12 protein-coding genes are annotated in these 12,883 nt (G+C 46.1%); 4 read left to right on the forward strand and 8 right to left on the reverse strand.

The window, feature by feature from the left end; genetic code table 11:
- Positions 1–36 precede the first annotated feature (36 nt).
- Complete coding sequence (locus L4D19_RS28465) at positions 37–417, reverse strand: DUF4345 family protein (protein ID WP_428455166.1); 381 nt, start codon at positions 415–417, stop codon at positions 37–39.
- Positions 418–447: 30 nt separating this feature from the next.
- Positions 448–1,371, reverse strand: coding sequence for an SDR family NAD(P)-dependent oxidoreductase (locus L4D19_RS28470; RefSeq protein ID WP_428455167.1), 924 nt, complete (start codon positions 1,369–1,371; stop codon positions 448–450).
- A gap of 113 nt (positions 1,372–1,484) precedes the next feature.
- Here L4D19_RS28470 and L4D19_RS28475 point away from each other — a divergent pair, with 113 nt between their 5' ends.
- The 4 genes from L4D19_RS28475 (at position 1,485) to L4D19_RS28490 (ending at position 5,967) form a co-directional block, all read left to right on the forward strand.
- Positions 1,485–2,426: a LysR family transcriptional regulator gene (locus L4D19_RS28475; protein WP_428455168.1), complete on the forward strand. Its 942-nt coding sequence runs from the start codon at positions 1,485–1,487 to the stop codon at positions 2,424–2,426.
- A gap of 264 nt (positions 2,427–2,690) precedes the next feature.
- On the forward strand, positions 2,691–3,512 hold the full coding sequence (locus L4D19_RS28480) for a hypothetical protein (RefSeq protein WP_428455169.1): 822 nt from the start codon (positions 2,691–2,693) through the stop codon (positions 3,510–3,512).
- Positions 3,513–3,515: 3 nt separating this feature from the next.
- Positions 3,516–4,313, forward strand: a complete 798-nt coding sequence (locus L4D19_RS28485) for a hypothetical protein (RefSeq protein WP_428455170.1) — start codon at positions 3,516–3,518, stop codon at positions 4,311–4,313.
- 367 nt (positions 4,314–4,680) lie between these two features.
- Positions 4,681–5,967 carry a NupC/NupG family nucleoside CNT transporter gene (locus L4D19_RS28490; RefSeq protein ID WP_428455171.1) on the forward strand — a complete coding sequence of 429 codons (1,287 nt, stop codon included), beginning with the start codon at positions 4,681–4,683 and terminating at the stop codon, positions 5,965–5,967.
- Positions 5,968–6,114: 147 nt separating this feature from the next.
- Here L4D19_RS28490 and L4D19_RS28495 read toward each other — a convergent pair whose 3' ends face one another.
- From L4D19_RS28495 to L4D19_RS28520, 6 genes are all read right to left on the reverse strand, one after another.
- Entirely contained in the window at positions 6,115–6,738 is a 624-nt protein-coding gene (locus tag L4D19_RS28495) for an ABC transporter ATP-binding protein (protein ID WP_428455188.1), read from the reverse strand.
- A 67-nt stretch (positions 6,739–6,805) separates the two neighbouring features.
- The gene (locus tag L4D19_RS28500) at positions 6,806–8,035 is read right to left on the reverse strand and encodes an ABC transporter permease (protein ID WP_428455172.1); all 1,230 of its coding nucleotides are present in this window, start codon (positions 8,033–8,035) and stop codon (positions 6,806–6,808) included.
- Between the two features lie 68 nt (positions 8,036–8,103).
- On the reverse strand, positions 8,104–9,063 hold the full coding sequence (locus tag L4D19_RS28505) for an efflux RND transporter periplasmic adaptor subunit (protein ID WP_428455173.1): 960 nt from the start codon (positions 9,061–9,063) through the stop codon (positions 8,104–8,106).
- A 121-nt stretch (positions 9,064–9,184) separates the two neighbouring features.
- A complete protein-coding gene (locus L4D19_RS28510; protein ID WP_428455174.1) occupies positions 9,185–9,448 on the reverse strand; it encodes a hypothetical protein in 264 nt (87 codons plus the stop codon).
- 256 nt (positions 9,449–9,704) lie between these two features.
- Positions 9,705–12,122 (reverse strand): spermidine synthase family protein, encoded by a 2,418-nt coding sequence (locus L4D19_RS28515; protein WP_428455175.1) that lies wholly within the window; start codon positions 12,120–12,122, stop codon positions 9,705–9,707.
- 2 nt (positions 12,123–12,124) lie between these two features.
- The gene (locus L4D19_RS28520) at positions 12,125–12,856 is read right to left on the reverse strand and encodes a protein-L-isoaspartate(D-aspartate) O-methyltransferase (protein ID WP_428455176.1); all 732 of its coding nucleotides are present in this window, start codon (positions 12,854–12,856) and stop codon (positions 12,125–12,127) included.
- Positions 12,857–12,883: the final 27 nt, after the last annotated feature.

Below are 12,883 nucleotides of genomic sequence, written 5' to 3' on the forward strand. Positions count from 1 at the left end.
AAAGTTGCCTTGATTTCCTCTGCTCGCAGGCGGTCTTTAATAAAACCCTCCATTCTTCAAATGGCTTAGCAACAATACTCCCGCAATAGCTAACTCCAACACCAACGGTGGGATAACCGCTTTATCGAATCCATCGAGAACAAGACCTACTAATCGGCCAACGGCGACGGCAATAAGTACAATAGCAACGAAGAAATATCCTTCCGTTTTACCTGACGTCAAACCAAGTGCCAGAATAGTTACGCAGGCTAAAAATAGACCACCCATTACTGACCGAATAGTATTAAGTCCTGCTTTGCCTACGGGTTCTAATGAGAAATTAGTGACCATCTTTTGTGGTGCAAACATAGACATGATCCCCAGCCCACCTAGCATAAGCGTCGATAATCCAACAAGAATTTGTAATGTGGTATGCATAGTGTTTCTCCTTAAATATTGGAATCGGGTTTACGAGAATTGTTGAATCGCCAGACGAGCGTTGTCTTGAGCGGTAATATTGCCAAGTGAAGGTTCAATCGTTAGTTGGTCAACCACTGGGCCAGTAGGTGAGCCTGCCTGGCTTGCATAGAAATGCCCGCTCTCGAATCGTGGATCAAATAAACCATCGAGATAGCGCTTCGCGCCTTTATCTACGCTGTGCATCATGCCTAGCATTGGCATGAAAAGGCCTCCAACATACTTGAAGAAAAGCTTCTTGAGGAAAGGTAAGTCGCTCATACCGTTAGTGCCGGTGGTGCCTCCTGGACTCATGGTTACAAAGCGAAGATGAGGGTGTTGTCTGGACATCGATGCCATCCATAAAGCGCCCGTAAGTTTAATGGTGCCGTATATATCAAGAGGGTCAGCTTTTGCGCCGAACTTGCTGCCATTAGCAATGGAAGCGAACTCTTCCATTGAGGAGGTTTCTAGCTCTGGTTTAGCTACGCCCATTTTGGGTATGCCTCTAGCCGTTTCTGAGCCTGCATAGAGGATTGTTGAGGTAACAAGTTGACGATTGATTAGCTCTTCGACAAGTACGGCATGACCTAATACATTAGAAGCGAATATAGTTGTTACGCCATCATCTGTTAGCTTATTTGGTGTTTGCCCGCCAGTACCGCCGGCATTTAACACTACGGCATCGACAGGTGACTCCAGCTTGTTAACAGCATTACGTACTGATGCTGAGTCAGAGACATCCAGTATTAATATCTCAAAGATGTCTCTCCCTGTTTTTTCTACAAGTCTGTCTTTCGCGTCATTAGCTTTCGCCAGATTTCGACAGCCAAGATAGATTTTATTAATGCCATCCTGCTCTGCTAGTTGGCGGGCAGCTTCGAGTCCAATTCCTGCATTCGCACCCGTAACCAGAACGGTTTGAATTGTGTTCATGTCTTTCTCCATTAATGTGATTATTGGCATGCGAATAAGTTAACAGGATTGAAAAATGAACTGTATATGGGTAAAAGTGGACATAGTGTTTCAAATATGAACCGGATGTCGCCGTGTTAAACAACGAGAGTTATGCCTTCAACTGGGATGATCTAAAGTTCTTTCTTGCTGTTGTTCGAGCTGGAACAATACGGGGAGGGGCGCAGAGCATCAGTGTCAACCATACAACGCTCACTCGCCGACTTTCTATCATGGAAGAGCAAATAGGAAGTCGCCTTTTTGATCGTTCTAAGCAGGGGCTAGTCTTAACCCAGATTGGCGAAGAATTGCTGCCATATGCCGAGAGAGTTGAGGAGGAGATGACATCTGCTTCCCGCATGATTATCGGTAGAGATGCGGATCCTGTCGGTACTGTCTATGTATCTATGCCGCACGGTATGGCGATGACCTCGCTCATGGATGATCTGGCGCTGTTCTCTGAGCGCTATCCAGATATTACGCTCAACTTACAGTTTGGGAATGAGATTGTTAATCTTAGCCGCCGTGAAGCCGATGTCTCCATACGAGTGGCAAATGAAGTGTATGACGATGCGGTGGGGCGCAGGCTTGTTCAGATGTCTCAGGCGGCATATTGTACTAGAGAATATGCTGAGCGAGTAAAAGATAATGCGGGGCAAGGGTTAAACTTTATTGGTTGGCATGAAGCAGAAGGGGATATAACAGCTAAGTGGTTGAAAGAGAGCTTCTACCCCAACGCAACGCTTAAGCATCGTGTCTCGGAACTCGTCCCGTTAATATCACTTGCGGCCTCTGGGCTTGGCATGGCATATCTTGCATGCAACATTGGCGATAGACACCCCAACCTTGTGAGAGCGCCTTTTCAAAAGCCGCTTCCTTATAGAAGTATTTGGCTGCTTCTTCATCGCGATCTCCGTCGAACCGCCCGGATACGTTGTTTTGTTGATTTTCTCGCCGAACAGATTCAGTCACGGGAAAATGAGTTTTGGGTTACCGGAACGGTTCCAAATGCTATGAAGGGTAATGATCAAGAATAAATTACCTGTGTTCATTATATAAATAGGAAAAGGAATGGGCAGCTTTAATTTAAGCTGCCTTATATTTGTTGTGATCAAAGTAAACTATTGAAACATTCAATATCTAAATCTTTTAAATGTAGCCTAATGTAGAAATGGTATAGAGAAGAGCTCCTTATATAAAATTATTCATAATGACGGACCGCAAGTTCCCTATATAGTGTGACAAAAACCTTTGGTTCAAAACAGGCCATATAACACCATCAATTTAGAGGGAGAGAAAACATGGCTAAGGATACAATGGTAGAAACTAGTACAGATGATTCTCGCGCCAAGAACCCGATTTCGAATAATCAAGCGAACATTCCTGCTACGAAGCAATTTGTCGTTAATGCGACTGGAAACCTATTTATTGCTACAACGCTAAGCTCTCCCGATACGCCTGAAAATATCTCGGAGGAGGCCAAGGAAGCCTTTGCTCAGGTCAGCGTTTTTTTTGCTGCATTAACCAAGGCGATGTCAGACTCAGGTAAATCACTTTATGATTATGATGCTTTGAATGATTTGATCATGGGCTCGGGGCTTTTTGTTAATGTGACTAAAAGTACGATCAATTTTGAAAGCAGTAGCTGGGGGGTTACATTTTCGAATCAACTTATCCAGGCACTTCTCGGGCTGAGCGGAAACCTGGCTGCATTATCTCACTCCTTGCGTTCACTGATTGCATCGGTAGGGAGTGAAGGACTTAAAGTTGCAAAGAATAGAGTTACATCAAATAAGAAAGTTGGAACGATTATTTTTGTCTGTGAGTATCTAATGGGGGCGGTTTCAATTACCCCGCTTGTTTTTTCTATTGATGCGAGTTTGTCTGAAGGTGACCTTAAGCTTGGACCTTGTTTCGATGCCAACAACCAAAAGAAAATTTTTCACATTGAAAAGGAAGTGCATTTATTCGTGCCACCCAATTTTATTCGTCAGGCGAGTGAACTTAACGAGGCCATGTCTGATCCCGAGTTCAACAATTTAGTTGAATCGATGAAGCGCAGTATAGAGGGAACAGACGGCTCTCCAGGTACATCCTCCCCAGCAGATAATTCAAAGGGGTAAGCCATGGGTATGTTGAGTTGGCTGTTTCGTCCGAAGCATACAGAGTCCAAGAGCTCTCACTATGCTCCCTTAAGTAAATACTATGCCTTTAATGAGACGGGTAATGTAATGGTATGTACTACCAATGAGGGAGCAGAGGTAGTCAGTGATGCCTTGAAGCATATGTTTTCTGATATGAGCATTTTCTTTGCGGCGATGACGAAAGCCATAGCTACCCACAAGGACGCACAAGGAAAAGCCAACTCAATTTACAGTTCTAATGCCATTCTAAAGATACTCGGTAAATCTGAATTTTTCGTTGAAGCGAAACGTGAGTCAATCAAAGCGTCATCGAGTGCGGTCGGTGACACAATGAGCAAGGAACTCACCGAAAGCATCTTAGGGCGAGAGTTCGGCGAGAGCAGGCTTCACTTTTCCCGGGGGTTGTTTCGTACGATGTCCTGCCGATTAGAGGAGGCTAAGAGAGCAGGGCATGATGGGGATGCTGGCAGTATCTTCTTTGTCTGCGAAAGCATCCTCGGCCTACCAATGGTCAGCGCTGTCGTAGTGACACTTACATCACCTGATGGCAAAGGCAAAACAACAAGTGGGGACCTTGTTGATGGGTATAAAGGGATGTCAGAAATTCTCGATACAGCAGAGGATGAACCTGCCAAAGGTATTGTTAGAGAATGGGAATTCGATAAACGAACCTACATCTTCATTTCACCCAGATCTATTTCAGGCGTTAACTTTCCAGAACCTGGGGATGACGTAGAATACGAAACACTCGTAGCTTCTTTGAAAGAGCATTTAGTCTGAAGCATTTAGTGCCAAACGCCGAATAAGCTAGAAAATAATTGGTATATTTACCTCTATCGGCTGACATTACCGTTAAGCTATTGTCCTGTATAGCTGAAAGTCTATCGGTCATGCCTTTACTGCCCCCGTTGATATAAACAGTGGAAAGCTGCCTTCTATTTGCCTAACTATACAAACAATCCTGTCTGTTATTTTGTTGTCAACTAGTTAGGCCAGCATGGCCTACCTGAAAACCGGTCTCATGAGAATCATCTGTCCTTATTAGATATAAAATATATTAATGCCTTTTTTCTGGCCGAGAAACAGTTTTTATCGACGCTGATGAGGCTGTTCTCAATATTTTCTAGCAATAAGGATACCTTACACGATGAGCATTTTAATGAGTCTAGTTGGTATGGTCGTTCTTTTAGCCATAGCTGTACTCCTTTCTGACAACAGAAAGGCAATAAACCTTAGAACTGTCGGAGGTGCTTTTGCTATTCAATTTGCACTTGGTGCATTCGTTCTATACGTCCCCTGGGGTAAAGACCTGTTAGGTGGTTTCTCTGATGGTGTTGCCAATGTTATTAATTACGGTAACGACGGTACGTCTTTCCTATTCGGAGGTCTGGTTTCTGACAAGATGTTCGAAGTATTCGGTGGTGGTGGTTTTATCTTTGCATTCCGGGTCCTTCCAACACTCATCTTCTTTTCTGCATTGATCTCTGTGCTTTACTACATCGGTGCGATGCAGTGGGTAATCAAGATCCTTGGTGGTGCACTGGAGAAAGCGCTGGGCACATCACGCGCGGAGTCTATGTCGGCGGCAGCTAACATTTTTGTCGGTCAGACTGAGGCACCTTTGGTTGTCCGTCCGTTCATTTCTCGTATGACACAGTCTGAGCTGTTTGCGGTAATGTGTGGTGGTTTGGCTTCTGTGGCTGGTGGGGTATTGGCAGGCTACGCGTCGATGGGGGTGCCGCTAGAATACCTTGTTGCGGCATCTTTCATGGCTGCACCTGGTGGTCTGCTATTTGCCAAAATTATCAAGCCTGAAGCTGACCACTTCAAAGATGAAATCCCTGACCAGGAAATTGCGGGTGAAGACGAGAAACCCGCTAATGTTATCGATGCAGCTGCTGGCGGTGCTTCTGCGGGTCTTAGCCTGGCGTTAAACGTTGGTGCAATGCTCATTGCATTTATCGGTCTTATCGCACTTATTAACGGTATTTTCAGTGGTATCGGCGGCTGGTTCGGTTACGAGCAGCTAAGTCTGGAGCTTATTCTTGGTTGGCTCTTGGCTCCTCTGGCTTTCCTGATTGGTGTTCCTTGGGAAGAAGCCACACTGGCTGGTTCATTTATTGGTCAGAAGACCATAGTGAATGAATTTGTCGCCTACGTTAACTTCGTTCCTTATCTTGGGGAGGATGGTCTGGTTGTACCTGCTACAGGTGAAGTCATGACCGAAAAGACAACGGCAATTATCTCATTTGCACTTTGTGGTTTTGCCAATCTGTCATCAATTGCGATTCTTCTTGGTGGCCTAGGTGGGATTGCACCGAACCGTCGTCATGATATCGCACGTATGGGTCTTAAGGCCGTGGCTGCGGGTACACTATCTAACCTGATGGCGGCAACTATTGCAGGTTTTTGCATCAGCCTTGCTGCGGTTTAATATAGCTTAGATTCAAATAACAATTGTGACACCAGAGACAAGAAAAACAGTGAGTTGTGATAATCATGTCTTTTCACTTCGCCCAAGAAATTTAAAGCGATGAATTATTAACAACTCACTGAAAATGAAACGTATATGTTCACTGTTCTACAGAATTCGGCCATCTTTCATTTCGATAAGCCGGGTTGCTCGCTTAGCTTTCTCTAGGTCGTGAGTAACCATCAAGATTGTAACTCCCTCTGCATTGAGAGATTCAATAGTGTGCATGATTTCATCACCGGTCTTTTGGTCTAGATTTCCCGTTGGCTCGTCTGCCAGCACTATTGATGGGGCTCCTACAAGTGCCCGGGCAATCGCCACTCTTTGTCGTTCGCCACCGGATAACTCGTGTGGCTTGTGCAATCCTCGTTTGTTAAGTCCCACTTTACCCAGTGCCTCGTTAACTCTCATGGTTCGCTGTTTGTTGGTGAGTCTCCTATAGAGTAGGGGCAGCTCAATGTTCTCCATGACGTTAAGCTGCGGCATTAGGTGGAAGGCCTGAAAGACAAAGCCTATCTGGGTATTACGGACATGGGAAAGTTCATTGTCTGATAGCTCGTCCACTCGAGTTCCATTCAAGGCGTAGCGACCTGCGGTAGGGCTGTCCAGGCATCCGATAATTTGTAGCAGAGTTGATTTGCCCGAGCCGGATGTGCCGGTAATTGCGATGTACTCCCCTGAGCAGATTGACAGAGAGACGGAATGCAGGGCTGTCACATCCGTTTTGCCCATCCGATATGTTCTGCTTACAGCGTCTAGTGCAACTAATGAAGGTGATGCTTCGGTCGTGTTCAATTCTCTACTCCCGTTTGAGGGCGCGAATGGGATCTAGCCGAGATGCCAGCAGGGCAGGGTACAGTCCGGAAACAATGCCGACTGCTGTTGCTGAACCGAGTGCCAGAATGAGAGCGCCTGGTGTAATCATTACCGGGAAGTCGCGCAAGCGTGCAATCAGAACCACTAACCCCAAGCCCAGAGCTAGCCCTGATAGTCCACCGATAGTAGTGAGGCAAGTCGCTTCAATGAGAAACTGGTTTCTAATATCCTTATTGGTAGCCCCCACGGCTCGTCGCAGACCAATTTCTTCTGTTCTTTCTCGCACTGCCACCAACATGACATTCATGATGCTGATGCCTCCTACAACCAGAGATATGGCTGCTACCGATGCCAGCCAGAACGTGAGCGATTTTGTAGCTTCGGCCATGCTTTCTTGGATTGCGGTCAGGTCGTTTATTACGAAATCATCAGGATGGGTCATCGGAATGTGATGTTGGCGCCTTAATACAATTTGGATATCTTCTATGGTCTGGTTTATCCGCCTCGGATCGTCTAAACGGATGTGAGCATAGTGAATGGCCCCTGGACGGGTTTTGCTCAGGCCGATGATGCGAAGTCTGGCTGTGTCGAGCGGAACCAGTACTTTGTCGTCCTGATCTGCACCTCCGGGGGCCTGCCCTTTCCGTTTTAGGACACCGACCACTTTGAATGGAGTTTTACCGATACGTATTGTCTTACCGATGGCGTGCCCCAAGCCGAACAGCTCCCGGGAAACGGTTTCTCCCAGTATCGCCACTTTTTTTGCCCGTACCTCTTCTCGTTCCGTGAACATGCGCCCTTGTGCAATCTCCCAGCCCCTAATCGGGAAATAGTCTCGGGTTGTACCCTGGATCCGACTGATCCAATTTTGTGCCCCATATATCACACGGGCGTCGGCATAGACTGATGGAGCTGCGGTCAATACGTTTGGTACAAACTGGCGTACGGCTTCGATATCCTGGACAGTCAGCGTGGGAAATTTCTTTTGTAGTTGTACTCCACCAGTTTCCATTACGCCTGGTTCGATAAACAGCAGATTGGCTCCCAGGCTTTCTACGCGCTGAAGTACTTGGTGTTGACTGCCTGCACCGACGCCGATCACGGTAACGACCGCAGCCACACCAATCATAATGCCTAGTATCGTCAGAAAGCTTCGAAGACGATGTCGGTATATAGTTCTCAATGCATTGGTCAGATATAGCCAGTAGCTCATTGCCATTAATTCCAAAATATGATTTTGAGTTTCTGCTCCGTGGGTTATCGGCTCGTCGCGGATGAAGGTTACTCAGTCCTTGAAGAGTACTTTTCGATTTCGTTGTTGGCAGCTTGACCTGCGGCTATCTCAACAACAGCTGTCATTCCCGGTAACAGCGAGTCCCCCTGATTTTCAGCTAACAAAACAACCGTATAGGTCACTACGTTATCGATAATTTTCGGTGAAACTCGTATTTGTATGACCTTGGCACTAAAGCGTTGCTCTCCGTATGCTGGAACCGTGAATATCGCTTGCTGCCCAACCTGGAGCTGGCCAATATCAGCCTCATCGACTCTTGCGTGGATTTCCATTTCACCGAGGGTACGGGCTATCTTGAATAACTTGGGTGCTTCGAGACTAGCGGCAACAGTTTGTCCACTCATAACCTCGCGAGAGATGACTACACCGTCAATCGGGGCGCGTATTGCGGTACGTGATAGCGTAACTTTGGCTTCTTCCAGGGCGGCTTCATGGCTTCTGACAAAGGCTTTCGCCCGGTCAAGTTCTGCCCGGGCTACCCATACTTCGGTTTCGGCTTCGTCCAACAGATTCTCGGAGGCGACATTTTTCTTGTTGAGGATTCTGATCCTCTCCAGTGATCGTGAAGATTGACGTAAGGAGGCTTTTCGCATTTCTACGGTGGCCTTGGCATTTAGCAGTGTTGCTTTGGCTTGTCTAAGCTGCGCTTCAAAGAATTCCGAGTCTATGCGGGCAATGATTTGACCTTGTTGAACGACATCGTTGAAATCAACTAACAGCTCGGTGATGCGCCCGGACACCTCGGAGCCAACTTCGACTTCCCCGACAGGCTTGAGGGTGCCGGAAGCGACAACTAATTGGTCGAGGCCGGGGCCGTCACCTGGAACGACAAACGGTAGCGAACTGGGTGACGCGGAATCTTGTGTTTCTTGTTGCGAGTTATCGCAAGCGGTAAGTGATGCAAGTAAGCATATTAAGTACAGACAGAGCCAACTAAATGAGTGCATCGCAACATTAACTCCAGAAACAAAAAAACTGTTTAGCTCGTAGATGGAATAATTAGTTAGGAGCTAATACCAGAAGGTAGCGGTAGCTCATAGAGAGCTCCGCTTCCTTGGGTTTTAGCTGCTAACCCCAGTAGCGATCGCAGCTTTTTTTACTCTTGTAACTATATTCCTTGTAACTTGGTTTCTTATACTTGGAACCATAGTACTTGCCGTTGGACTTTTTGTATGAGGGCTCACTGTAATATTTTTTCGAGCTAACCTGACAAGTTACTTTCGGCTTATAACTTTTATAACCGGATTTGGATTTGTAGCTATAAGCATGAGCTCCTGATGCAGCTATTGAAAGTGCAAGAGCAGTTAAAAGGCCAACCGTTTTAATATTCATTTGATCAATATCCTGATATCGATTCTTAGGACTAATCCTTTATGATTATCTGGCTACTTCCTTTAGCACGATATTATTTATAGATAACCTCTAAAATCTACGCAAAAAATACGGTAAATAACCGTCTCATTATTAAGATAGTATTATTTTTGCGAGTAGCCTTTTGATGATGATGAACATAACTCACTGCTCTGGCTATCAATCGTTCAAAAAGAAGATCATTGATTTCTTTCTCTCTGGCTCTCACGATATTTACTCAAGGGAGCGACTCCAATTGATTAGCTTTTGAGTCTCTCGAACAAAATACCGCTAACAAGTAAAATACTGTCGCGCAAAGCATAATTGACGGAATTCCGAAATTAAGAGCAAGTCCGGCAGCGACAATCGATGTAAGAACCGATGCGCATCCGTTCATCGCCCAAGCAAAGGCCCGCTGTAGTGGGGTTGTAAGGAGGCAGCGCATTCCCAGAGTGAACGGCACTCCCATGATTACTCCAGGAGGAAAAAGTATAAGCAGGGCAATTAGATAGCGAAGAAGTACGGGTAACCCTAGAAGGCAATCGATTATCAGATCCATAAAGTAAAGGATGCCAAGAAGCGATAGGAAAAGAGCCGACAGGGAATAGGTAACAGCATTTCTTCCCATTTTTTGCGACCACCATCCGCCGAAACCTGATGAGAGCAGAATACCTGCCAGGACAAAAGTAAAGCTAAGCACCGGGCTGGAAAATATCTGGATATAGGCTTTGATAAAATAGATTTCCACGAACATAAATCCCGCTCCGATGGAAAAGAAATAGAGCTTCTGGGATAAAGGGACTTTCTTTTGTTTCCCTTTGGCGAAGAGCTTGGGAAGCAATAATAGCAGGACAGAGACAGCGAGTGCTTCGACAAAAACGACAGCAATGACGACCTCACCTGAAAGTAGCATTGAATAGGGTCTGCTTCCCATGCTCTGGTACAAATCGCCTAATCTGTCCCATTTTATATAGCGGCCTGGAAATGGTCTGTGGTCATCCTGTGGAGCTGCATCCAGAAGGTAATTATCGAAAAATTGTTTTTCTCTCTTTTCACTGTAATGCTGAAGAAGGTTTTCGACGGCAAGGTAATGATGGGGAACTTCGAAAATATTGAAGCGATTGGCAAGAGATAACTGCATATCTCGGATATAGACAATGTCGAAATTCAGCTTTTCAGCAAAGTTCATCGGAATTTCAATATTTTTTATCGGATTATTGCTAATTATTAGAGTGTATATTCCCCAATTTCTTAACAGAGTAACGTGATGCTGTGGGTTCTTTTTGCCGCTCTCGCGTAGGGCCTGAAGTGCCGTAGCAAAAAGGCGGATCGAGTCGGAGGGAGGAAGAAGCAGCTTGCGTGAAACGATGATGACTCCCTTTTCCGAAAGATGTTTCAGATACTCCTCGAAGGCTTTCGTGGTAAATAGGTATTCTTGGCTAAGCGCTGCAGATCCAGCCAGAGATGTTCCCCAGCTCTCAAGATGGATGATGTCGTATTTTCTTTGTGAGTGTCTGAGAAATATTCGAGGGTTCTCGGGCGTTGTACGCAACTTATAATGTTCTGCTATGGCCCGAGATATACTTGGGCTTTCATGAATAACGGTTACATCCGGGATCCCAGTAGCAAGCGCTGTCGGTATGCTGGTTCCTCCGCCTCTGATGATAAGAAGAGCGCTTTGGGGATGTGGGACAAGATCATAGCCTACCGATGGCAAGGTGAATTTTGCGAACTCGAACGTCTTCGAGCTGCTATCAGCGCCATAGAGAACCAGTTGCTCGTCTCCGTCGCGAAAAATGGCGTTTTGCACAGGAAGGCTGCCGTTATATTTGAGGCTGAGGCCTGGTGCGTAGCGAATATAGGGGCTGGTCGCTGTGTCAATTTTGCCCGTTATGCTGCTCTTCGACTCTGTGACTGTTGACTGAGGAAATTGCAAAAGCTGACTCAGAGATTTATACGGTGATGGGGTGACAGCCAGCTGAGTAGCTCCCCATGGAGTGAAGAGCAAAGGTATAATCAGCAACATAATACAGGTGCTGACGAGAGATAAAGATAGGTTCCGGGGCTGATGACGGGAGCCAACATTTTTCTTTTTTATTATTAAAGCGGCTGCTGTTACATAACATAGAGGAACTATTGCAACGGTTACGGCAAGTTTTCCTTCTCCGATAAAAGGCAGCAACAGGGAGGGAAGAATTGTACCCAGAGCAGAGCCTGCCATAGTGGAAAAGTAAATGAAGCCCGTGTTTTCTGGCTGCTCGACATAGGCAGAAAGCACAATAACACCGGCGAAAAAAAACGGTATCGCGAGAAGCGTGTAGCTGAGAAAAAGATAAAATGCCTGGATTGACTCCAGTGGAAGCCTGAAGTAATCAAGGGGAAGTTTTATAAGGATAAGAAAGGAAACAAGTGTAGAACAGCTGTAGAGCAGTACTAAAATAGATGTTGCTTTCCCTGTCGCAAGTCGCTTAACCCAGTTGTTTTTCCTTGAATCGAGAATACTTAATACAGTGCCGCTGGCAGCAAAGCCAAATAGCGCAATGCTGATCACCATAAAGGAGAGATGATTCCACTGGCTAATTGAGAAGATTCTGGCTAACAGTACCTCAAAGGCGAGCGAAGAAAGGGATACAAGGAAAACTGCCGGGAGATTCATTGTTATTTCCCGAAGGGCTTCATTGCGTGTCCGGTCATAGGCACAAAGAGAACACCGGCAATTTGCCAAACCCTATAGTCATTATTCTCTTTGGTGACGAGCACAAGGTTTTGATAACTGAAGGGGTTTCCCAAGGGGAGTACTAGCCGCCCTCCATCCTTGAGTTGCGCCAATAAAGGCGGAGGGATATGGTCTATGGCTGCGGTGAGCATAATCGCATCATAGGGCGCTCCCTTATTCCAGCCGAAATAGCCGTCACCGCACCGTGTTTCAACATTGGTATAACCAAGCGAGTCAAGGAGCTTTCTGGCCTTAACACAGAGCTTTTTCTTGATTTCGATGCTAATTACTTCTTTGGTTACTTCGGAAAGCACCGCAGCCTGATATCCAGAGCCGGTCCCGATCTCGAGTACTTTTTCATTGCCTTTGAGTTCGAGAACCTCTGTCATCAGGGCAACAATATATGGCTGGGATATAGTCTGTCCTTCTCCGATCGGCAGGGGAGAATCTGTATAGGCTTTAAACGCCAGAATCTTCGGAACAAAAAGGTGCCTAGGGAGCTTGTTCATTGCCGCTAGCACTTTCTTGTCGACGATGCCGCGTTTAATTAGCTGGTCTTGAACCATTGTCTCTCGGGCACGGGCATACTTGTCGGAATCACTCGCGGCCAATGCTGCTAGGGGCTGGAGTCCGAATACGATGAAGGCGAACAATAGAACCAAAGAGCGACCCATAGCGTACTCCCTACAGGATTTTGATCT

The sequence above is a fragment of the Photobacterium kasasachensis genome, from assembly GCF_050336885.1.
Taxonomy (GTDB): Bacteria; Pseudomonadota; Gammaproteobacteria; order Enterobacterales; family Vibrionaceae; genus Photobacterium; species Photobacterium kasasachensis.

Excerpts from the sequence above, each read along its gene's own strand:
- L4D19_RS28510 (WP_428455174.1), bottom strand. The coding sequence starts at position 9,448 with ATGAATATTAAAACGGTTGGCCTTTTAACTGCTCTTGCACTTTCAATA.
- L4D19_RS28470 (WP_428455167.1), bottom strand. The coding sequence starts at position 1,371 with ATGAACACAATTCAAACCGTTCTGGTTACGGGTGCGAATGCAGGAATT.
- L4D19_RS28515 (WP_428455175.1), bottom strand. The coding sequence starts at position 12,122 with ATGAATCTCCCGGCAGTTTTCCTTGTATCCCTTTCTTCGCTCGCCTTT.
- L4D19_RS28490 (WP_428455171.1), top strand. The coding sequence starts at position 4,681 with ATGAGCATTTTAATGAGTCTAGTTGGTATGGTCGTTCTTTTAGCCATA.
- L4D19_RS28495 (WP_428455188.1), bottom strand. The coding sequence starts at position 6,738 with ATGGGCAAAACGGATGTGACAGCCCTGCATTCCGTCTCTCTGTCAATC.
- L4D19_RS28505 (WP_428455173.1), bottom strand. The coding sequence starts at position 9,063 with ATGCACTCATTTAGTTGGCTCTGTCTGTACTTAATATGCTTACTTGCA.
- L4D19_RS28500 (WP_428455172.1), bottom strand. The coding sequence starts at position 8,035 with ATGAGCTACTGGCTATATCTGACCAATGCATTGAGAACTATATACCGA.
- L4D19_RS28520 (WP_428455176.1), bottom strand. The coding sequence starts at position 12,856 with ATGGGTCGCTCTTTGGTTCTATTGTTCGCCTTCATCGTATTCGGACTC.
- L4D19_RS28485 (WP_428455170.1), top strand. The coding sequence starts at position 3,516 with ATGGGTATGTTGAGTTGGCTGTTTCGTCCGAAGCATACAGAGTCCAAG.
- L4D19_RS28480 (WP_428455169.1), top strand. The coding sequence starts at position 2,691 with ATGGCTAAGGATACAATGGTAGAAACTAGTACAGATGATTCTCGCGCC.
- L4D19_RS28465 (WP_428455166.1), bottom strand. The coding sequence starts at position 417 with ATGCATACCACATTACAAATTCTTGTTGGATTATCGACGCTTATGCTA.